The organism is Rhodanobacter sp. Root561, from assembly GCF_001427365.1.
Classification (GTDB): Bacteria; Pseudomonadota; Gammaproteobacteria; order Xanthomonadales; family Rhodanobacteraceae; genus Rhodanobacter.
This window is the reverse complement of record NZ_LMGH01000013.1, coordinates 18,163-39,432: the sequence shown is the minus strand read 5'-3', so window position 1 is coordinate 39,432 and position 21,270 is coordinate 18,163. Positions and strand designations below refer to the sequence as shown.

Annotated in this window: 21 protein-coding genes and 1 pseudogene; 8 read left to right on the top strand and 14 right to left on the bottom strand. The window is 65.1% G+C overall.

Annotation, left to right across the window (positions count from 1 at the left end):
- Positions 1-128 precede the first annotated feature (128 nt).
- On the top strand, positions 129-2,234 hold the full coding sequence (locus tag ASD55_RS12430; RefSeq protein WP_056766974.1) for a catalase: 2,106 nt from the start codon (positions 129-131) through the stop codon (positions 2,232-2,234).
- A 77-nt stretch (positions 2,235-2,311) separates the two neighbouring features.
- A complete protein-coding gene (locus ASD55_RS12425; RefSeq protein WP_056766551.1) occupies positions 2,312-2,653 on the top strand; it encodes a cupin domain-containing protein in 342 nt (113 codons plus the stop codon).
- A 39-nt stretch (positions 2,654-2,692) separates the two neighbouring features.
- Here the strand turns inward: ASD55_RS12425 and ASD55_RS12420 are convergent, their stop codons facing one another.
- Both ASD55_RS12420 and ASD55_RS12415 read right to left on the bottom strand, forming a co-directional pair.
- On the bottom strand, positions 2,693-3,232 hold the full coding sequence (locus ASD55_RS12420) for a DinB family protein (protein WP_056766549.1): 540 nt from the start codon (positions 3,230-3,232) through the stop codon (positions 2,693-2,695).
- Between the two features lie 72 nt (positions 3,233-3,304).
- Positions 3,305-4,024 (bottom strand): SGNH/GDSL hydrolase family protein, encoded by a 720-nt coding sequence (locus ASD55_RS12415; protein ID WP_056766548.1) that lies wholly within the window; start codon positions 4,022-4,024, stop codon positions 3,305-3,307.
- 344 nt (positions 4,025-4,368) lie between these two features.
- Between ASD55_RS12415 and ASD55_RS12410 the strand changes: the two genes are divergently transcribed.
- The gene (locus ASD55_RS12410) at positions 4,369-4,917 is read left to right on the top strand and encodes a hypothetical protein (RefSeq protein WP_056766546.1); all 549 of its coding nucleotides are present in this window, start codon (positions 4,369-4,371) and stop codon (positions 4,915-4,917) included.
- Between the two features lie 137 nt (positions 4,918-5,054).
- On the opposite strand, the gene ASD55_RS18470 is transcribed toward ASD55_RS12410, so the two are convergent.
- From ASD55_RS18470 to ggt, 3 genes are all read right to left on the bottom strand, one after another.
- Positions 5,055-5,261 carry a hypothetical protein gene (locus tag ASD55_RS18470; RefSeq protein ID WP_157598986.1) on the bottom strand — a complete coding sequence of 69 codons (207 nt, stop codon included), beginning with the start codon at positions 5,259-5,261 and terminating at the stop codon, positions 5,055-5,057.
- 46 nt (positions 5,262-5,307) lie between these two features.
- Positions 5,308-6,600, bottom strand: a complete 1,293-nt coding sequence (locus ASD55_RS12405; RefSeq protein WP_082542771.1) for a phospholipase D-like domain-containing protein — start codon at positions 6,598-6,600, stop codon at positions 5,308-5,310.
- Positions 6,601-6,725: 125 nt separating this feature from the next.
- A complete protein-coding gene (gene ggt / locus ASD55_RS12400) occupies positions 6,726-8,540 on the bottom strand; it encodes a gamma-glutamyltransferase (RefSeq protein ID WP_056766544.1) in 1,815 nt (604 codons plus the stop codon).
- Positions 8,541-8,638: 98 nt separating this feature from the next.
- On the opposite strand from ggt, the gene ASD55_RS12395 reads away from it, so the two are divergent.
- From ASD55_RS12395 to ASD55_RS12380, 4 genes and pseudogenes are all read left to right on the top strand, one after another.
- Positions 8,639-9,862 carry a serine hydrolase domain-containing protein gene (locus ASD55_RS12395; RefSeq protein WP_200946187.1) on the top strand — a complete coding sequence of 408 codons (1,224 nt, stop codon included), beginning with the start codon at positions 8,639-8,641 and terminating at the stop codon, positions 9,860-9,862.
- Between the two features lie 102 nt (positions 9,863-9,964).
- A pseudogene (locus ASD55_RS18725) lies at positions 9,965-10,120 on the top strand (HupB); the annotation flags it as partial.
- Between the two features lie 126 nt (positions 10,121-10,246).
- Positions 10,247-10,663 (top strand): VOC family protein, encoded by a 417-nt coding sequence (locus ASD55_RS12385; protein ID WP_056766541.1) that lies wholly within the window; start codon positions 10,247-10,249, stop codon positions 10,661-10,663.
- Positions 10,664-10,673: 10 nt separating this feature from the next.
- Positions 10,674-11,981 (top strand): hypothetical protein, encoded by a 1,308-nt coding sequence (locus tag ASD55_RS12380; RefSeq protein WP_056766539.1) that lies wholly within the window; start codon positions 10,674-10,676, stop codon positions 11,979-11,981.
- Positions 11,982-12,000: 19 nt separating this feature from the next.
- On the opposite strand, the gene ASD55_RS12375 is transcribed toward ASD55_RS12380, so the two are convergent.
- The 9 genes from ASD55_RS12375 to ASD55_RS12335 all read right to left on the bottom strand — a co-directional run bounded on the left by ASD55_RS12375 (position 12,001) and on the right by ASD55_RS12335 (position 18,809).
- Entirely contained in the window at positions 12,001-13,623 is a 1,623-nt protein-coding gene (locus tag ASD55_RS12375; RefSeq protein ID WP_056766537.1) for a cyclic nucleotide-binding domain-containing thioredoxin-disulfide reductase, read from the bottom strand.
- A gap of 105 nt (positions 13,624-13,728) precedes the next feature.
- Positions 13,729-14,091 carry a UBP-type zinc finger domain-containing protein gene (locus ASD55_RS12370; RefSeq protein ID WP_056766535.1) on the bottom strand — a complete coding sequence of 121 codons (363 nt, stop codon included), beginning with the start codon at positions 14,089-14,091 and terminating at the stop codon, positions 13,729-13,731.
- Positions 14,092-14,181: 90 nt separating this feature from the next.
- A complete protein-coding gene (locus ASD55_RS12365; RefSeq protein ID WP_056766533.1) occupies positions 14,182-14,607 on the bottom strand; it encodes a GFA family protein in 426 nt (141 codons plus the stop codon).
- 172 nt (positions 14,608-14,779) lie between these two features.
- On the bottom strand, positions 14,780-15,160 hold the full coding sequence (locus ASD55_RS12360; RefSeq protein ID WP_056766531.1) for a hypothetical protein: 381 nt from the start codon (positions 15,158-15,160) through the stop codon (positions 14,780-14,782).
- Between the two features lie 283 nt (positions 15,161-15,443).
- On the bottom strand, positions 15,444-15,923 hold the full coding sequence (locus tag ASD55_RS12355) for a hypothetical protein (protein ID WP_157598984.1): 480 nt from the start codon (positions 15,921-15,923) through the stop codon (positions 15,444-15,446).
- Positions 15,924-16,140: 217 nt separating this feature from the next.
- Positions 16,141-16,512: a hypothetical protein gene (locus tag ASD55_RS12350; protein WP_157598982.1), complete on the bottom strand. Its 372-nt coding sequence runs from the start codon at positions 16,510-16,512 to the stop codon at positions 16,141-16,143.
- 139 nt (positions 16,513-16,651) lie between these two features.
- Complete coding sequence (locus ASD55_RS12345) at positions 16,652-17,197, bottom strand: WG repeat-containing protein (RefSeq protein ID WP_082542770.1); 546 nt, start codon at positions 17,195-17,197, stop codon at positions 16,652-16,654.
- Positions 17,198-17,278: 81 nt separating this feature from the next.
- Positions 17,279-18,163 (bottom strand): tetratricopeptide repeat protein, encoded by an 885-nt coding sequence (locus tag ASD55_RS12340; RefSeq protein ID WP_157598980.1) that lies wholly within the window; start codon positions 18,161-18,163, stop codon positions 17,279-17,281.
- A gap of 157 nt (positions 18,164-18,320) precedes the next feature.
- Positions 18,321-18,809 (bottom strand): GNAT family N-acetyltransferase, encoded by a 489-nt coding sequence (locus ASD55_RS12335; protein ID WP_056766521.1) that lies wholly within the window; start codon positions 18,807-18,809, stop codon positions 18,321-18,323.
- A gap of 1,534 nt (positions 18,810-20,343) precedes the next feature.
- Between ASD55_RS12335 and ASD55_RS12325 the strand changes: the two genes are divergently transcribed.
- On the top strand, positions 20,344-21,045 hold the full coding sequence (locus ASD55_RS12325) for a hypothetical protein (protein ID WP_056766517.1): 702 nt from the start codon (positions 20,344-20,346) through the stop codon (positions 21,043-21,045).
- Positions 21,046-21,270: the final 225 nt, after the last annotated feature.

The following is a 21,270-nucleotide window of genomic DNA, read 5'->3' as shown; positions in this document are numbered from 1 at the left end:
GCGGCGTCGACGAGCGCGTGTCGCACGGCGCCGCGGCAACCTTCGGCAGCGAGAGCGAGGCCGGCTGCCTCACCACCACTTCACTGCGTCCGGCACAGGCTGGGGCCTTCCCCGCATCGGAGTACGCCATGGCCACCAGGGCAAAACCCGCCTCGCGCTCGCGCATCCCGGCGTCTGCGACCATCGCCAGCGAAACGCGTGGCAACGCCGACGAATTGCACCAGCTTGCCGGCGCTGCGCATCCGCCCATGAGCACCAACCAGGGCGTGCCGATCAGCGACGACCAGAACTCGCTGCGCCCTTCACCGCGTGGCCCGACCCTGCTGGAAGACTTCATCCTGCGCGAGAAGATCACCCACTTCGATCACGAGCGCATCCCCGAACGCATCGTGCACGCGCGCGGCTCGGCGGCGCATGGCTACTTCGAACTGACCCGGTCGCTGGGCAGGTACACCACTGCGAAGATCCTCACCGAAGTGGGCAGGAAGACGCCGCTGTTTACCCGCTTCTCCACCGTGGCCGGCGGCGCCGGCTCGATCGACACGCCACGCGACGCGCGTGGCATCGCGACGAAGATCTACACCAGCGAGGGCAACTGGGATCTGGTCGGGATCAATTTCGCGCCGTTCTTCATCCAGGACGCGATGAAGTTTCCGGACCTGGTGCACGCGCTGAAGATGGAGCCGGATCGCGGCTATCCGCAGGCGGCCAGCGCGCATGACACCTTCTGGGATTTCGTCTCGCTGACGCCCGAAACGCTGCACGCCGTGACGTGGCTGATGTCCGATCGCGGCATCCCGCGCTCGTTGCGCATGATCGAGGGCTTCATGATCCACAGCTTCCGCCTGCTGGCCGCCGACGGCAGCAGCAGCTTCGTGAAGTTCCACTGGCGGCCGAAGCTGGGCGTGCAGTCCACGGTGTGGGACGAAACCGTCAAGATCACCGGCGCCGATCCGGACTACCACCGGCGCGACCTGTTCGAGGCCATCCAGCGCGGCGACTTCCCCGAGTGGGAACTGGCGGTGCAGCTGTTCACCCAGGAGCAGGCCGACACCTTCCCGTTCGACCATCTCGATGCCACCAAGCTGATTCCGGAAGAACTGGTGCCGCTGACCGTCATCGGCCGCATGGTGCTGGATCGCTGGCCGGACAACTTCTTCGCCGAGACCGAGCAGGTAGCGTTCTGTCCATCGCACCTGGTGCCCGGCATCGATTTCTCCGATGACCCGCTGCTGCAGGGCCGGCTGTTCTCCTACCTTGACACGCAACTGTCGCGGCTGGGCACGCCCAACTTCCACCAGCTGCCGATCAACGCGCCGAAGTGCCCGTTCGCCAACCTGCAGCGCGATGCGCAGATGCAGATGCAGTCGCCGCCCGGCCGCGTGAGCTACGAACCCAATTCGCTCTCCGACAGCAGCCCCCGCGAAACACCCCGAGGGTTTCCGCACGCGGCCGAACCAACCGAGCCCGGCCGCAAGGGGCGCATCCGCGCCGAGTCGTTTGCCGACCACTACAGCCAGGCGCGGCGCTTCTATCGCTCGCAGAGCCAGCCCGAGCAGGCGCATGTCGCCAGTGCCTTCGTGTTCGAACTGTCCCGAGTGGAGACCCCGCACGTGCGGGCCGCCGTGGTCGGCCACCTGCGTCACGTCGACGAAGACCTCGCTGCCCGCGTCGCCGCGGGCCTGGCGCTGTCGCCGATGCCGCCCGCCCCGCCGGCCAGGGTGGCGCCGGTCGACCTCCCCCTGTCGATGGCGCTGCAAACCATCGGCAAGATGAAGGACACCCTGAAGGGGCGGCTGGTCGGCATCCTGATCCACGACGGCTCCGACGCTGCCACCGTCAAGGCCTTGCGCAAGGCCGTCATTGCCGCCGGCGCGGCGGTCAGGATCGTGGCACCGAAAGTCGGCGGCGCCACGCTGTCCGACGGCAGGAAGATGCCTGCCGATGGCCAGCTCGCCGGTACGCCTTCGGTCTTTTTCGACGCCGTGGCGATCGTGTTGAGTGAAGCCGCCGCCAGGCAGCTCACCACCGAGTCCGCAGCGCGGGATTTTGTCAGTGACGCCTTTGTGCACCTGAAGGCCATCGCGGCCGACGCCGGCGCACAGTTGCTGCTGAAGGCCGGTGGCGTGAAACGCGACGCCGGCGTGGTGGATGCGGCCAACGCCCGCGACTTCGTCGTCCTGGCCAGAACCCGGCAATGGGCGCGCGAACCGAAGGTACGCATGCTTTCCTGAGCCGGTGAACGACCATGTTCCGGTCACGACGCCGGATCTTGGCGTCCGGGTTTCGCGATGCTTCGAAGAGGTGCGTTATGCAGTTGAAGAGACTGACCCTGCAGGACGGGTTCGAGGTGGCGGGCACCGTACGTGAGGTGCAGGGCGCACAGATGGTGCTGGCACCGGGAAGCAGCACCGGCGGCCCCGGCAACCGCCATGCCGGGGCTGACCAGTGGCTCTACGTGGTTTCCGGGAGCGGCGCGGCCATCGTAGAGGGCGAGCAGCATTCGCTGCGAGCCGGCACGTTGCTGGTGATCGAGCGTGGCGAGGCCCACGAGATCCGCGCTACCGGAGACCAGCCGCTGTCCACCGTCAATTTCTATTCGCCCGCAGCCTATGCCGACAACGACGATCCGCTGCCGGCGGGCGAGGCCTGACGTCACGCGGGCTGTTCGCGTTCCGTGACGCTGTCCGGCTCAGGCCGCGCACTCCGGAATCAGCGCGGAGAGGTCGGTCACGCCGACGTCGATGCCGAGCTGGCTGAACAAGGTGGTGACCTGGCCCCGATGATGGGTCTGGTGGTTGAACACGTGGCGCAGCACCAGGGCGCCGGTCTTGACGTGCCTTTCGCCGGCGTTGTTGGCATAGCTCAGCGGCTGCGCGTAGAGCTCGTCGGTGGCTTCGGCGGTGAACGCGATGATGGTCTCATCCAGTGCCTCGCGATCGGCGCGCAGCGCGGCGAAGTCGGGAAACGTGATGCCACGGACCAGCGGCGGCAGCGGCGCGGCGCGCACCGGGTCCAGCGAGGCGAGTCCGGGCATCGCCCCGGCGAAGCGTTTCAACCAGTGCATGTCGGCCGCCAGGATGTGTGCCAGCGTGGCCAGGATCGAGCCGAAGAAGGCGCCCCGATCCGCCCGCAGTTCCGCCTCGTCCAGGTTCGCGGCCGCCGCATACAGGCGCGCATTCATCCACTGGTTGTAGTGGGCCATCAGTTCGAAATCGGATTTCAGGGACATCGTTTTCTTCGTGACAAGCGGACGGGGAGACGAGGGTAGCTGTTCGGGCGGATCCGTTGATTCACCGCGTGGCTAAAGCGGAGGCAGCACGGGAATCAGCGCCCGGGCCTCGACCGCGGCCTTGAACGTGTAAAGCGTGTCGTCCGGGTGTATTCCGTCCGGCAGGTGGGCTGCCCAGGTTGGCATGCCGCGCCGGATTTCGTGGTACTGATCGATCAGGTGGGTACTCGGATTCTCTCTCACGAGCGCCGCCTGCGCATCCGCGATCCGGGCGACGATGGCGTCGGTGGTGCCGTCGGCGCAGGGGTTGGGAGTCTCGACGAAGACCGTCTTTCCGTGCGCGATGGCAATCTTCACCAGTTGCGTCCAGCGTGTTTTCACATGGGCCATGTCGTCCCATCCGGTGCGGGCAAGCGCGGCGTCGTTCAACCCGGTGTTGATCACCACGATGTCGGCCTTGCTCGACTTCATCTCGGCGACCCACGAACGCGGCACGCCATGGGTGCCATCGAGCAGGTCGTCGGTGATGATCATGTTCACCCCGTGATTGGAAAGCTCCACCTTGTAACCGGCCGCCGTCAGCATCGCATCGAGCTGGCTGACCGCATTGCGCGGCGTGACCGTGTACGTGCCGTTCTTCCGGGTCGTGCCCAGCATCGTGCTGTCGCCGTACATCGCGATCCGGACCGTCTGTCGCGCAGGCGCGGCCGAGCCGGCAGGCGTCGCGCTGGCGTCGGCAGGGAAGCCGCAGCAGACGAAGGCGCCAAGCCAGACGATGAACGCGATTTTCATGGCGATGTTTCCCGAGCAGAGGAGCTGAGCCTTCCACATCTTCTTCCACCAGGCCGATGACCTGCGACGATGTCGAAAGCAGGCGGCCCGGCGACGCTTGCAGGGTCGTCGAACGCACATGCGAAGCGCAGTATCGCAGAAGCTTCCGAAGCGTTCGGGGGAAGCCACCAAAAAGCGTGCCGTCACGGCCACCAGGCACGACGCGCCGCCCGTGTGCCAAGAGTCGGGTGTGCACGATTGAACGCCGTGATTAGAGTAAATGCTTCGACACGCGCTTCTGGTACCGCGTCACTCCCTCATCAACGGCGGACAGCCGCCTGGCCGACAGTCGAAGGAATGCACCGATGAACCGACCGAAAAGATTCCACCCGTCGGGCGTTGCCCTGGCCGCGCTTGCCCTGCTCGTCGCGGGCTGCTCCGGCGTGGCCACCCGGGATATCGAAGCCGAGCGCGCTGCGCTGCAGCGCGACCCGGTCAGCATGAACGCGAAGAATCTGCCGGAAGCGCACATCGACGCTTCCGGCGCGGTGAAGGTCGGCACGGATCAGCTGCCGCTGACCGACGGGCAACGCGCGCTGACCCGCGACTACCGCGCCGCCGTGATCGAACTGGTTGACCTGACCCTGTCCGGCACTGCGCGGATCACCGATCACGCCATGAGCCGGGTGCTCCTTGCATCGCTGATCGGCCGGGGCGACGAGGCGGGGGAAAAGGTCGGCAGGCAGGCCGAAGCCATGGTCCACTCGCCGCAGTTCTGCCAGCTGCTGGACAAGGTGCAGCAGAACCAGGACCGCATGGTGCAGTCGGTGGTGACGCTGCGGCCCTACGCGAAGATCGATGCACGCGCGGTCGAGAATTGCCGGGCCGGAAAGCCCTACGAGGCCGGCATCTAGCCAGCGCGAGGCGGCGGCGGCGCATGCGGGCGCTGCGAAAAGTTGCGGACCGACCGCGATGCATTCGTTGTCGCGTCCTGTCTCATCCGCCTGGCCGCGCCCGATCCACCGACTCTTCCGCGGCGGGTGCTGCCGGCTCATTGATCGCTGGAACGGATCAGCGCCAGGCCCGCGGGGGTCAGCTGCAAGGAGGCCGGGGCGACTTCGCTCGCTTCCATCTGCAGGACCAGACCCGCCGCGATCAACCGTTCCGCGGCGGCCTTGTCCACGGTGGCAGCCTGCCCCTGCGCCACCCGGGCCAGGTTCTCGTAATCGCGTGGACCAGGTTGCGTTGGTATGGGCATGCGGGTTCTCCGGGTCGCGGTTTCGATCTCGCCCTGGCAATCGATGCTACAGCTGCGCGGACATGGTCGAGGACAGCCAGTCCGTGGCGCGCTGGCGCCACGGCCGTGCGCGCCACTGCGGCAGGGTCAGTTCGTGCGAGCGGGTCAGGTCCTGCTCGATCACGTCGATCATGTGCGCGGCAAACGCATGGTCGTAGATGGCGATGTTGGATTCGTCGTTGAGCTGGAACGAACGGTTGTCGAAGTTGGCCGATCCGGCGATGGTCAGATAGCCGTCCACCACCATCAGCTTGTTGTGGAACAGCGACGGCTGGTAGCGGTACATCCGCGCGCCGGCCTGCAGCATGCTGCCCCACTTTGCCTGCGAGGCGTCGCGCACCACCGTGCTGTCCACGTGGGGTCCGGGCACCACCAGGCGCACGCGCACGCCCCTGGCCAGCGCATCGCGCAGCGCGGTCAGGGTGAGCTCGTCGGGCACGAAGTAGGCGCATTCCAGGTCGATGCTGCGCCGCGCGCCGTTGATCGCCATCAGGTACATCAGCTGCATGTTCTGGCTGCCACCCTGGGGCGAGCTGGCGTAAGCCTGCACGTCGAGGTCGCCGCCAGCGGAAATGTCGGGGTAGTAGTCCGGACCAAGCAGAACCTCGCCGGTGGTGGCGAGCCAGTTGCTGCCGAAGATCGCCTGCATCTGCGCCGCCGCCGGGCCCTCCACGCGGAACTGCATGTCGCGCCAGTGATCGGGCTGGGTGCCGTCGCCGTCCCAGGCGTCGGCGATGCCGACGCCGCCGTTGAACGCCACCTTTCCGTCGACCACCATCAGCTTGCGGTGGGTGCGGTTGTTGACGCGGTCGATCGCGTACCAGCTCAATGGATGGAAGTATTCGAAGCGCACCCCGCCGGCGCGCAGCGCGTCGATCACCTCCTGCTTCATGCGGGTGGAGCCGACCCAGTCGGCCAGCACGCGCACCTTCACGCCCGCCCGCGCCCGTTCCGTCAGCGCGGCAACGAACTCCTTCGAGACGTTGCCGGACCAGTAGATGTAGGTTTCCAGATTGATGCTGTGCCGGGCCGCGTGGATCGAGGCCAGCATCGCGGGGAAGATCTCCGCGCCATTCTGGAAGTCCTGCACCGCATTGCCCGCGCTGACGCCGGTGCCCAGCAGCGCACCCAGCTCGCGCCGGAACTGCGCGCTCTCCACCGCACTGACATGGCCTGTGCGCTGCTGCAGGCCGCGCGTGTGCGGCCACAGGTTGAGCAGCACGATGCCCACCAGACACGCGGCAAGCACGCCCAGACCCAGCCACAGCAGACGCCGCCGCCATCGCACCACTGAAACCATCGTGATTCCTCATCCGGCAGTGGCACCAGCCTGCCTTCGAGGATGCAACGGGAGCGTGATGCAGGCGCGTGGAGCACGCTCAGCGCGAGCGGGGCCGGGTCACCGTTTCAGGCATCGCCGAATCACTAGTAACCCGCCGCCAGCCCCGCCGGCCGACGCGGATCGTTGGCGCCCTCCAGCAGGCCGGTCTTCGGATTGAGCAGGATCGCCTCGACGGCACCGCCGCTGAACTGCTTGAACGTATAGCCCATCGATTCCAGCGTCTGCTGCGATTCGGGCGTGAGCAGGCCCTGTCCCGCGTAGACCACGTCGGGATACCACTGCTGGTGCAGGCGCGGCGCGTTGACGGCCTGCTGCATGTTCATGCCGAAGTCGACCACGTTGAGGAAGCTGCCCAGCACCGAGGAGATGATCGTGGCGCTGCCGGGGCTGCCGGTAAGCATGAACGGCTTGCCGTCGCGCAGCACGATGGTCGGCGTCATCGAGCTCAACGGCCGCTTGCCCGGTTCCACCTGGTTGATCACGCCCTGCACCAGGCCGGCGCCATTGGCCACGCCCGGCTTGCCGGTGAAGTCGTCCATCTCGTCGTTGAGGAAGAAACCGGTGTCGCCGGCGATCTGCTTGTTGCCGAACAGGAAGTTGACGGTGTACGTGGTGGAGACGGCGTTGCCGTCCTTGTCGACCACCGAATAGTGCGTGGTGTGGTTGCCTTCGGGTGCGCCGAGGCTGCCCGTGATCTCGGACGATGGCGTGGCCTTGTCCGGCTTGATGGTCGCGCGAAGCTTCGCCGCGTGTGCGTCCGAGAGCAGCGTGTCGATCGGGTTCTGCACGAAGGCCGGATCACCGAGGTAGGTGTTGCGATCGGCGAACGCGCGACGCTCGGCTTCGACCAGGTAGTGCACGCTGTTCACCGAACCGTAGCCCCACTTGGCCAGCGGGTACGGCTTGACGATCTGCAGGATCAGGCACAGCGTGGTGCCGCCCGAGCTGGGCGGTGGCGCCGACACCACGGTATAGCCGTGGTATTCGCACTGGATCGGCTTTTCCCACTGCGCGGTGTAATCGGCGAAGTCGCGCAACGACAGGATGCCGCCGTTGGCGTCACTGCCCTTGACCACGGCGCGGGCGATCGGCCCTTCGTAGAATGCCTTGGTGCCGCCGTTCGCGATCAGCTCCAGCGTATGCGCCAGGTCCTTCTGCACCAGCCGCTCGCCGACCTTGAACGGCTTGCCGTGGTTGTGGAAGATCGCGGCCACGTTGGCATGCTTCGCGAAGCCGTCGTTGCCGGAACGCAGGCTGTCGACGTCGCCCTGCTGGAGGATGTAGCCCTCGCGGGCCAGCTTGATGGCCGGCGCGATGACCTGCTTCAGCGACATCGTGCCGTAGGCCTTCAACGCGGTGTCGAAACCCATCACCGTGCCGGGCACGCCCACGCCGAGATAGGTGTCGGTGCTGCGGCCTTCGACCACGTTGCCTGCGGCATCCTGGAACATCGTGGGCGTGGCCTTCGCCGGCGCCTTCTCGCGGAAGTTGAGGAACAGGTTGCGACCATCCTTCAGGTGGATGGTCATGAAGCCGCCGCCGCCGATGTTGCCGCAGCACGGATGCACCACGGCCTCGGCAAAACCCACCGCCACCGCGGCGTCCACCGCATTGCCGCCGCGCTTGAGGATGTCCACGCCCACCATCGTGGCCAGGTGCTGGGCGCTGACCACCATCGCATGCTTCGCGGTCACCGGCTTCGCGTGCTGCAAGGCCTCGCGCGTGTTGTCCGGCTCATGCCCGGTTTCGTCGGGATTGACCTGCTGGGCCAGCGCCGGGGCGATGAACGCCGTCAGCATCGCCACCAGCAGGGCGCGACGTGGCCAGCGGCGGAGGTGGAACGCCCCGGCGGCGGTGGCTGGGCTGCAATCGATGCGCGGCGTGTTCGTATCGGGCATGGGTTCATCCTCGGCAGTGATCGATCCAGCATAGCCCCACCCGCCCGCATCATGAAAAGCGCAGTATCTTTCGCCAGCTTCCCCGACTGGAGTGAATCATGGCCATGCGCTGGATCGTCTGCCTGCTGTTTCTTCTCTGCGCCGATGCCCGCGCGGGCAGGCCCGCGACCGGCGAGCCCGCGACCAGCGAACCGGTGGCCAGCGTGCGCGTGGCCTTCGATCGCGACGGCATCACCGCCACGCGGGTGCATGGACTGGCCGACAAGTCCACCGGCCGCAAGCTCAGCGCGGACGATCCCGTGCGCATCGCCTCGATCTCCAAGCTGGTCACCACGCTGGGCGTGATGCGACTGGTGGAGGCCGGCAAGCTCGACCTGGATGCGGACGCCTCCGACCTGCTGGGCTGGCGCCTGCGCAATCCGGCTTTTCCGGAGGCGCCGATCACCCTGCGCCTGCTGCTGTCGCACCGCTCCAGCCTCACCGACGCGGCCGGCTACTGGCAGACGCCGCTGGGTGGAAAGCTGCGCGCCATCGTCGAGGATCCGCGCGCGTGGGACACCCGCCATGCGCCGGGCACCTACTTCCGCTACACCAACCTCAACTTTCCGCTGGTGGCGCAGATCATGGAGCGCGCCACCGGCGAGCGCTTCGACCAGCTGATGGAGCGCCTGGTGCTGCAGCCGCTGGGCATCCACGGCTGTTTCAACTGGGACCGCTGTGACGCAGCGACCGCGGCACGCGCCGTGGTGCTGTACGACGCGGACGGCAAGCCGGTGAAGGACGACAACCACGGCCGCAAACCCGATTGCCCGGTGACACCGGCCGCCGACGGCAGCTGCGACCTGTCGCAATGGCGGGCCGGCGACAACGGCGCGCTGTTCTCGCCGCAGGGCGGCCTGCGCATTTCCGCCAACGGCCTGGCCCGCATCGGCCGCCTGCTGCTGGGCAACGGCAGCATCGACGGCCGGCGCCTGCTCAAGCCCGCCTCCGTGCAGGCGATGATCACCCCGCAATGGCGCTACCGTGCCGGCAACGGCCTGACCTACGAAGAAGATACCGGCGATGCCGATGCCGGCTTCTTCTGTCGCTACGGCCTGGCCGTGCAGACCCTGGCCACGCCCGTGCAGGGCTGCCGTGACGACCCGTTCGGCGACGGCGTGGCGCGCATCGGCCACTCCGGTTCCGCCTACGGACTGCAGGCCGGGCTGTGGGTCGATCGCAAGGGCGGCACCGGCGTGGTGTGGTTCGCCACCGGCATGCCGGACGAGCGCACCGGCGGGAAGTCGGCGTTCAGCGCGGTGGAGGAGGCGCTCGCGCACTAAACCCTCCGTCGACGCCTTGACGCCATCGTCGTCGATCGACCACCTCGCGTTAACCCGGCGCCGCCTAGCGTGCTTCGCTCCATCCCGTGAAGGAGCAGCGTCATGTCCAAGGGCGACAAGTCGTCGTACACCGACAAGCAGAAACGCGAAGCCGCGCACATCAAGCAGAGCGAGAAGAAGGAGGGCAAGTCGGAAAAGACCGCCGAGCGCATCGCCTGGGCCACGGTCAACAAGCAGGACGGCGGCGGCAAGAAGTCCTGAGCCACAGGGCCTGCCTGGCCGCATCGCGGAGCTTGTCGATTCGGCCGCGGGTCGTTCGTCGTACAGTCGACGCTCCACGAGCGTAGAGTCTCCACACTTCGTGCCACCCGGGGGAATGCCGCCATGACAAAGAAGCTCTTCATCAGCCTGCCGATCGCCGACCTCAAGGCCTCGGTCGACTTCTACCGCGCGCTGGGGTTCGAACAGAACCTGCAGTTCAGCGACGACAGCGGCGCCTGCATGGTGTGGAGCGAGGCGATCCAGGTGATGGTGATCACCCACGCCAAGTGGCGCACGTTCACCGATCGGCCGTTCCCGCCGGCGGGAAGCTGCAACTCGATGCTCTCGCTGGCGCTGGACAGCCGCGAGGCGGTGGACGCGATGAACGAAGCTGCAGCAGCCCACGGCGGCAAGGCCGACGTGAACCCGGCCGAGGACATGGGCTTCATGTACACGCGCGATCTCGCTGATCCCGACGGCCACATGTGGGCGGCGCTGTGGATGGACCCGGCGGCAATGCGTGCTGCCGAACAGGGCTGAGTCCCGCTCCATGGCGCCATGGTTGGACGCGACCCAACGCAGACCGATCGTCGCCATCATCGTGACGACGCTGATGGCACTCATCGTGGTGATCGCCGACCTGGCCAGCGGTGGCCGTCCTGATCCGCCGGCGCTGCGCGCAGCGGCGACCCTGCTCGATGGCGGCTGGCGATTCCATACCGGCGACGATCCGCGCTGGGCCGACCCCGATGCGGACGATGCGGCGTGGGAAGTCATCGACATGACCGCCCCGCCCGGCAGCCACGACGGCGACGTGGGCCTGCCCGATTACGTCGATGGCTGGATGGCGCACGGCCATCCCGGCTATCGCGGCTACGCCTGGTATCGACGCGCGGTGACGGTGCCGGCAGGCAGCGCGGCGTGGGACATCCTCGGTCCCACCCTCGTCGAGGACGGCTACGAACTGTATTGGAACGGCCAGCGGCTGGGCGGCTCGGGAAGGCTTGGCGCCGACCCGCGCGTCGTCGGCACGCGGCCGCTGCGGTTTGCCCTTCCCGCCGATGCGGCGGGCACTCGCGGCGTGCTCGCGGTCCGCACCTACATGCTTCCCGCTTCCGCGATCAGCGCCACCGGCGGCGGCATGCACAGCGCGCCCATCCTTGCACCGCGGCCGATCGCCGCCGCACTCCACCGCGTGCAATGGCAGCGAACCATTGCCGGCTATATCGTCGACGTGATCGAACCGATCGCCATGCTGGCGCTCATCGGCCTGGCGCTGGCCTGCGGGTCACGCAGCCGGCGCAGGGGCTTCCTGATCTTCGCCAGCATTGCGCTGGCGCTTGCCGCAGCCAGGCGCCTCAACAATGCAATCGTTTCATGGACCGACCTGCAGGACCTGACCACCTATGCGTGGCTGGCGTCGGTGATGTGGGTGCCGACGATCGCCGCCTGGTTGCTGGCCTGGAACCGCTGGTGCCTGCGCCCGTGGCGAAGCATCGATATGCTGGCCATCGTGCTGGCGATTGCCGGGACGGTCGGCGCCATGACGCAATCGGCGAGCTGGACCAGCGGCACTCGGCTCGGGGCGATCGCGCTGTTCGTCGTCATCGCGGCGCGCATGGTGCGCCACGGCCCGATGCGAATCTTGTCGCTGGTCACGCTGGCCTCGATCATGGCTGGGCTGTTCGGGGGCGAGTTGCTCGATCCGATCGGCGTGCCGGGCATCTGGTTTCCGTTCGGCATCGGCGTGTCACGCACGCAATACGTCTACGCGATCGCCATCCCGCTCCTGGCCGTCCTGATTGTGCGCACTCTCGCCCCGGACAGGGATCCGGGACTGAGCGATTCGGTCAGGTGACCTGCTTCGACTGGTCGGTTCAGCCGCCAGCGTCGACGAAGGCCCAGACCCGGGAAATCACCACCGAGCCCTCGCCGACGGCCGAGGCCACGCGCTTCACCGATCCGCTGCGCACGTCGCCCACGGCAAAGATGCCGGGCCGCGAAGTCTCGAACAGCGAGCTGGCGCCGACCGCTGCGCCGGTGAGCACGAAGCCGTGCTGGTCGAGCCTGACCAGGTCCGCCAGCCAACCGGTATTGGGAGCGGCGCCGACCATCACGAACAGCGCCCGGCTCGGCACCGTCTCTTCGGCGCCGCTGGCGGCATGGCGGATCGTCACTGCCTCGAGCTGGTCGTCGCCGTGCAGCGCGCCGACTTCGGCGCCGTACTCGATGGTGATCGTGGGCTCGGCCTCGAGCCGGCTCGACAGGTAGCTCGACATCGACGCGGCCAGTGACTGGCCGCGCACCAGCAGGCGCACCCGGCTCGCCGTGCGGCTGAGGAACATCGCGGCCTGGCCGGCCGAATTGCCACCGCCGATGATGATCGCCTCGGTGCCCTTGCTGTAGCGGGCCTCGATATCGGTCGCGGCGTAATACACGCCGGCGCCTTCGAATTCGGTCAGCCGCGGAATCGGCAGGCGGCGATACTGCACGCCGGTCGCCACCACGACCGCCTTGCCCCGGACCCGCTTGCCGTTGTCGAAGGTGGCGCAGAAGCCGCCCTCGGGCAGCGCTTCGAGCCGGGCCACGCGGCGGGGCATGGCGAAACGCGTGCCGAACTTCATCGCCTGGATCTGGCCGCGCCACACCAGGTCGGCACCGGAGATCCCGGTGGGAAAACCCATGTAGTTCTCGATCCGGCTGGACGTGCCGGCCTGACCGCCGATGGCGACGTCCTCGGTCACCAGCGCACACAGGCCCTCGGCGCCGGCATAGACACCGGCGGCCACGCCCGCCGGCCCGCCGCCCACGATCAGCACGTCGAAATCCTCGTCGTCGACCAGGTCGAGGTTGAGGCCGAGCAGGCGCGCGATCTTGTCCGGCGTGGGATCGTCGATGACCGTGTCGCGGCCGAAGATCACCGCGGGTCGGCCAGGCGCCAGCGAACAGGTGGCAGCCAGCGCATCCGCCTCGGCGCTGCCCAGTGCATGCGAGGCGTAGGGAATGCGGTTGCGATCGGCGAATTCGGCGATGCAGCGGACCTCGCGGTCGCGCTCCTCGCCGATCAGCACCAGCGTGCTGTCCCGCTGCTCGATCTGCCGGCGGCGACGCGCGGCAAAGACCGTGATGATGATGTCCGACATCTCGGGAATCCGCGACATCAGGGTCAGCATCGTGGCGCGCGGCACCTCGATCACCGAGGTGTCGCGCACGGCACGCATCGCCATCGAGGCGTTGCCGCCGTTGAGGAAGGATATCTCGCCCATGAATTGGGTCGGCCCCAGCGTCGAGGGCAGGTGGCGCTCATCGGTATAGGCGTTGACCACCTCGATCTCGCCGTCGAGGACATAGACGAAGCGATCGGCCAGCTGACCGGGCCGCGCCAGGTACGTGCCCGCCGTGTAGCTCACCTGCCTGCCCGCCTCGCGCAATGCGGCGACGTGCGCAGGCGCCAGCGGCGTGCGCTGCATCTCGCTCAAGTTGGCGCCGATCGATTCCATGGTTCTGTCCTTGCGGTGGGCGGGCCGGCCATCCTGCGCGGGTGGCTCCGGGAAGTCACGTCCGGCGGATCATGCCATCCGGGCGAACTCCGGCGATGGCCCGCGTCAGTCGTTGAGCAGATCCATCCAGTTCTGCGGCACCTGTCCCGCGGGACCGGGCACCGGCTGATCGAGTGGATGCATGTGCGGTGCGCGCAACGTCGGGCCGTTGAAGGTGGCACCGCTGCGGTAGTCGTAGAACCAGTCCTCGCCGGGCTCGAAGCTGGTGATGACCGGGTGGCCCGTCTCGCGGAAATGCGCGGTCGCATGCTGATTAGGTGACGTGTCGCAACAGCCGACATGTCCGCACGTGGCGCATCGGCGAAGATGGAACCACCACTGGCCAGCCTGCAGACATTCCACGCAGCCGGTGCCCGAAGGCGCCACCGCGGGATCGATATCGTCACTGCCGTGCGGATCATGCGTCATGGTGAATTCCTCGGCTCGGGTCGTCCCCCGAAAACGTCGCAGAGTCGACGCGGTCGTGTCCGGAAGAACGGTTCGGTGAATGCGGTCCTGCTACGCCTGCTTCTGCGTGGACGGCGACTGCGCAAAATGCGGCAAGGCTTCATCCAGGCAAACCCACGATGGCGCGCTGGACGTCCAGATGTCCAGTGCCGGTTGGAAGCCACTGGTGTCGTCCAGGCTGCTGAAGCGGATGGACATGAAATCCGGCCTCGCCTCACCCGTGGTGAACAAGGGGCTGCCGCAGTTGGCGCAAAAGCTCCGCGTGACCAGGAGACCACTGGATACGCTCACCGCATATTCCTGCGGTGAGCCCGTGATGTCGACGGAAGCTCTCGGCACCACCACGCCCGAGGCAAACGGTGCGCCGCTCGATTGCTGACAATCGCGGCAATGGCAGTTCAGCATGGCCAGCGGCTCGCTGGAACACGCGTAGCGGATGCTGCCGCAGGCGCAGCCGCCCGAGAACGGAACCTTCATGGGAGCCTCTTGAAGACAGGAGTGGTGGATGGCGAATGATGTCACGGGCGATCGCCATCAGGCCACGAGAAACTAACCCGACATGAACTGCGCCGATGAGCCCGACGGCGCGATGCGCTGGCTCGAACAGACGACTGTCGGGTTCTATCGTCCACGCCCATCAACTCGGGCTTCAGTGAAACAGGAGGATCAACAGGTAAATGATCACGGCGGAAACAGCGGCCACGATGGAGGCGAAAAAGCCCCACACGATGGGAGCCATATACATGATGTTGCCTTCGTTTCCCTCGACCAGCAACGGACCTACGGTCGTCACCGCAAAGATCACGTAAAGCCAGCTCAGCACGATCGCCGCCCCGAGTGCCAACCAGAACGCCGCGCTTGGCAGGGCGATGAAGGGAGCGACCAAGGCCACGATGACGGGTGTAATGAGCTTGTGGGTACAGAGGAAGTCGCTGATCCGCGAAGGCAACCGCCCCCTTTTGAACAACCCTATCGCGGCGCCAGAGCCGAGCACGTCCAGCGCGAAGAAGATCCACAGGAAACGCAGCATGGGGGCTATCCGGCAAGGCAGGCGAGAGAAGGGACAAGGGGCCGGAGCTGTTGTTCAGCACCCCGAAACGTTGAGAGCATCCATTTTCTCCACCGGAGTCACACCCGGTCATCGGTGGAAGCCCTTGCCACCGGCCAGGCAATGTCGCTGATCCCTTTGGCCGTTGAAATCGCTCAGGGCGGCGATATCGCCTGGCCCGCTTCCTCCCTGCCGCGGATATGCCGATGACGATGCGGGAACCACGTTGCGCATCCATCAACGACCACACGATGCCCCCTTTTCTTCAATCACCAATAAAATATGCCTTCTCGAAAATCGAGTCATCGACAGCAAAGTAGTAGCTTCCACCCTTCTCGATTATGCGACCGCAAAAAACGCGCTCCTGGCGATAGCTGGATATCTTCGTCATATCCAGTCCGTGGATCGCTTTTTTGGAATCTACCCTCTTCAGGTAATCCCCTATAAAATCGTTAGGGTCTCTGCTCGGAAGGGAATTTCTTTTTCTGTAATCGATGACCTCCAAGTCAGACTCCATCATGATTGCGTCATCACTACCTTCCCTGGCCTGCAGCAAGGCGTACTCCTTTCCGTCGGACTTGATGATTGCGTGAGTTTTCACTCTTGCGTTCAAGTATTCCTTCTTGGCGTGCAGCAGTTCACCCAGGCGCACGAAACTGGCACCCTCGCAAAATTCTGCTGAAAAGCAGGTGCCGCACGAAACAACAGACATAAAGAAGGCGCACATCAACGCCATTTTTTTCATGAAGAAGCTCCCCTTGCCCTGATGCGCAACATGGTCAGGGACATTTCGCAATCGATACGGGTACCGGGTCTGACCATGACGGTCACGACGCGACGCAACTCCTCATCGAAAGATGATGTCCCTGTTCCCAGGTCGTCCTTTAAAGCAAAAGGGTCAGGTTCAACCTCCGGACGCGGCTTGATGAACCTGACCCTGTCTGGAAAAGCGACCCTGCGGCCTACAAATTCACCCGCTTGCCGACGACCCATCCGGGTGTGTGCCAGTCGATATCGTACGAGGCGCCCTTCTCGTCGTGGTGCGAACCCACTCCGATCACGCTGCCGACTTCGCCGGGCTCGAGCGTGAAGAACAGGGTGACGTGGCCGGCGCCTTTGCCCGTGGTGATATGCCGAATGCTTTTGCCATTGTGCCGAACGACCGAGCCATTACCGCGCCCGTCGTGGCCGAGCACGTTGCCTGCTGCCGTCAGAAGACTTGCCTTCCAGGCGGGCGATCCGCCCCCGACCTTGGAAGTGATGAACGCGGCAATGTCTTCCGCCGTCATCGAACCGTGCTTTCCGCCTATCTTCTCGCCCCAGATCACTGCCATTTCCATCTCCTTGTTGGCTCACGCGATTCTCTTCGACATCCACTTGACAAAGGCCATGGCATTGAAATGATGAAAACGTCGAGACGCCATGCATTTCAATCCGCCTTTTATACGCTTCCCCGTTCCCAAGGACATCGACTCATCGAATTTTTCTTCCGCGCCGATCCAGCGTGATCCAGTCGCCTCCTTCGAACCAGCTGTGTTCGCCATCCGTCTTCGAGCGGCATCCGGTACACACCTTCCACCCCACGCCTGGCTGGTAGTCGAGGATGCCGTCGTAGCTCGGCGGCACCACCAGCCTTCCCTCTTGGTCCGCCAGCCCCCACTTGCCATCCTGATTGACGCGAACCAGTCCGTAATGGAACTCGCTGGCGTAGTTGTCCATGATCGCCACGTGACGCACCACGACCTTGCCGCTTCTATCTATGTACGACCAGCCACTGCCGGGCAGAATCCTCGCCACCAGCGGACCGCGCTCGCCCCCGAACAGTTTTGGCAGGTAGCGCGCCACCACGTAGGTGGCGCCATGCCGGGTTTCGAGCGCGCAAGGCAACAGGTTCAAGGTTTCCTCGTCCACGGCACACGCAATGCGCGGCGCATCGGGCAGTGGCCCGGCTGAGGTGGTCAGGCAAGACAAGGCGCCGGATAGTCCGACGATCCAGCGAAAGCTTGAGAAGATTTTCATGAGCCCGCTCCTTCCTCTTGTTCCATGGACCGAATTTTTCTTGTCGCGACAGGAAGATCAGGTTCATTTGCGCTTGGCGCCTCAACCAACCTGCTCCCCCACTTCCACTATTTCCAGTTGGTCCAGTGCGCGGCATGCCTGCACCAGGCTTTCCATCCGCGCGGGGTCTGCGCAGGCCATGCCCATGCGGCGTTCCACCTGCCAATCGGGGTCACGGTCGTTGTCGTGGGTTTCGTGCGGGGCACCCTCGCTGCACTGCCTGCACAATGCGCGAACGCTTGCCGTCCAGTCTTCCACCGCCACACCCATGCTTTCGGCCAGTCGCTCCAGCGAGTCAAGTTGATCGGCCGTGGGGGCACGAACCACCATGACGTAAGTACTCAGCGCCGAAGGCTCGAAAAGTTCCAGCACGTTGAATACGGAATATTCGCGACCATCAACCGTCCGGGAGCCGACGGCAGCGCCGTCGTGCAAGACCACGTCATTCAGCCGGAATCCAGATTCCGGAAAGGGAATGCTGGTGATCCGCGCACGCACCGGATCAATGCGCCGAGCCCACACCACCTCGCCGCGGCCTGCCGGGTCGAGGCGAACAGGCGTGAGACCGAAGTCCATCGTGATCGGGCCATCGCCGTCGGGCATGAGCAGACCGTTGTCCGTCCATGCCTGGCGCGCCACCACCCAGCGACGCAACGCAGTCGCCGCAATGGCAAGGTTCCAGCGAGTGGCCTCGTCCCTTGGGGAGATCGCGTACGCCCTCGCGTTGAAGTCGAAAGACTGCTCCCAGTCGCCGCGGTACTTGTAGATCAACCCGACGTTGTAAAGCGTCGTGTCACGATCCGGATCCAACGACAGGCACCTTGCGTAAAGCGCGAGCGCGGCATCCTCGTCCCCAGCTTTTGAGCACGCCTGAGCCTGCTTGTGCAAACGATCTGCGCGGTGGCGATTGAAACGGGCGATGAACATGCTCAGTCCCTGAAGAAGCAGCCGAAAGCGAGGCCAGCGGAAACATTATTCGCGATTGCCCCGGCCATCGAAACTCTGCTGCCGCGCTATGTGCGTAACCCCTGGTTTCGATGATTCGACGAGTTTCCGGATGGAGCAGTTGTCCGCATCCACGACATCAGCGGGCAGCTACGTCGAGCACCTGCATGGACACCACCTTGCCGCCGTCGACCCGCCGTTGCCCGACTTCGTGGAAGCCTTGCCTGGCATGAAAACGTGCGGAGGCCGGGTTGGGCGGATCGATATCGAATTCGCAGGCGATCAGCGGCACCGCGTCCGCCGAGGCCAGCGTACGGACGTCGGCATAGAGCCGACTGCCGATGCCCCCGGCCTGCCCGCCACCGGCGACCACGATGCGGTCCACGTACAGAAAGCGCGCATGGCGCTGTGCGAACCAGCGGTAGTTGGCGCCGTCGTAATCCGCGCCCTCGCGGAAGGCGAGCAGGAAAGCCTCGATCCGCCCATCCCGCTCGACCACTCGATGCACGGCCGCCTGCTCATGCAACTGCGCCAGGCGCCCTGCGTCCAGCGGACTGAGCACGGCGACGAAGGCCTCGTTGAGGGCAAGGATCGCAGGGAAGTCGGCAGGATGGGCGTTTCGAAGCATCGGGCGACCTTACATGGATTCATGCGGGAAGCGACGCGCCTGCATCGGGCAAACGCGTCCCTCCATCCGGTTTCGCGGGCTCGTCCACTCAGGACGGCGTCAGCTGCCGGTTCAAGTGTGACGGCAAGGCGCCGGCATTGTGTCGCCAATGCGTCGCGCCCAGCTCCACGATGTCGTAGTGGTCGGTGCGCCAGGCCGCGTATTGCATCTGCCGTGACCAAAGCTTTCAGAGACAGAGAACACTACTCGCCAGGCGGTATCGCAGTCACGCCGTGGGAGCGTGTCGAGCCCCGGGGCGCCGTGCCGGCATGCTGGCAGGCAACCCGGATCTCTTGCGCAACTTTCCCGCGACTCGACCAACGGACACGAGAGTTCCAAGGCCCGACTTCCCAACGCAGAAAGGGTGATGCCTCTATGGAGACACGATCGGCCGGTGGCCGTAACTGAAGATGCGGGTCGCTTCCCATTTCCCGGCCTGCTGCCGCCAGACGATCAGGAACTTGGCCTCGCCAAAACACTGGCCGGTCTTCAGGTCGCAGAACTTGTGCCAGCCTTGCTCGATCGCACCAAAATCCTTNTGCCGCCAGACGATCAGGAACTTGGCCTCGCCAAAACACTGGCCGGTCTTCAGGTCGCAGAACTTGTGCCAGCCTTGCTCGATCGCACCAAAATCCTTGATGGGGAAAACCTCGAGACTGCCGGTGACCAGCTCGCGCCGGAAATGTCCGCAGACGTTCTTTTCCGTATTGGCGAGGTAGGCGGCACGCGTCCAGGTCACGCCACCCTTGTCGTGATAGAACTCAAGATCCTTCGCCAGGTAGCCCGCGTGCTTTTGCAGTTCCCCGGGGGTGTCGCAATGATTGAANGTCCAGGTCACGCCACCCTTGTCGTGATAGAACTCAAGATCCTTCGCCAGGTAGCCCGCGTGCTTTTGCAGTTCCCCGGGGGTGTCGCAATGATTGAAAGCATCGAACAAGCCGGCATCCAGGCGGGTAACCGTCCTGGTCAGCGCAACCTCTTCGGAGGCAGCGCTATCCGCGCCTGAAGCAGCCGCCGCACTCACCGCGATGGCTGCAAGCAGGATGCCGAAGAAGGGGGCGACTCTATTCACTTCGATTTCCCTGATGGTTTTCGCAGCAAAAGTGCACTCTGACCCCGGTTTTTCGGACCCCGGTTTTTCGCCGGTTTTTGAGTAGCCGCTCGCTTGCCGCTGGGTTCGGGGTTGTTCGTCATGGTGAACTCCTTGCCACTGGCGCCGCAGCCTTTGCCAGAACGACAAACGCCGCAAGGGAGAACTGCAGCACCTGAAACCGGAAATCGCGGGAACCGGGACGGGGAAAGTTACACAGAAGACCGGAACGCGACGAGTACGGCACTCTTTGCCTCCCGCTTGACGCACCTATCCGGCCCTCCATTGCCGCGGTCAGCGCGTTTCACTCGGTGTGTCCGCTTGCCAATTCCGACCAAACGGCAGAATCTTCACAGATGAGGATCGGACGGCAGTCCGATCACGACCGATCAGGAGAAATTCATCATGGACAGTGCCGCCGCACGCGCGCAATTGCTTGCTCACCCAGAAACGTTTTTGAAACATTACCCGGTCAAGTGCGCCGGGGCCGCGGCGCCAAACCAGAACGCGGTCAACTTGCGCTTGTACAACATCAGCAAGCGCCAAGGCTTAGCGAATGTTGATGGCCATCGAGGCGCGACACGCCCGGGCTTGTTTGGCTACCAGCGTGAAATTTCGAGCTGGATACTGCAACCCGGAGCAGCAGTTGGCAACGGCACGACAATCAACCAGGCGCATGTCGTGCCGATGGTCAATCATCTTGGTGTGCAATATGGCTGTCTCAACCTCCTCGGCAACGTCACTGCCATGCCCTACTACGAGCTCGACGGAACCGGTGACGGGCTGATGGTCACCGGAGAACTGTCCAATTGCTGCTTCACCTGGGCGGTACAAGGCGCCAATTTGTGGTGCATCCATGTCCAGCCGGTTGGCGGCATCACACCCACCGGGCTGCAAGCCGCCCTCGCCACCACCGGCCGCTTTGCTGCCGCACCACATGTGCCGCTTGCGACCTTCGGCAGGGACGAATATCCCGTCGGACGTGCCAGCGTGGTCGGGGTGCGACAGGCGGGGGCATGGAGTCTGTATGCGCAGACCAGCAACGATTTGCTCAACACCATTTCGGCAGCCTACAGAATTTATCCTGGTGCGATGACGCGCCTTTAGAACTCCGCAAAAAACAGGGCAACGTAGTGACTCGGGACGGAGGCAATTAAGCGGCACGCCGAACTTAATTACCTCCGTCCTCTTTGCTCAACGCAGAAAGGGTGATGCCTCTATGGAGACACGATCGGCCGGTGGCCGTAACTGAAGATGCGGGTCGCTTCCCATTTCCCGGCCTGTTGCCGCCAGACGATCAGGAACTTGGCCTCGCCAAAACACTGGCCGGTC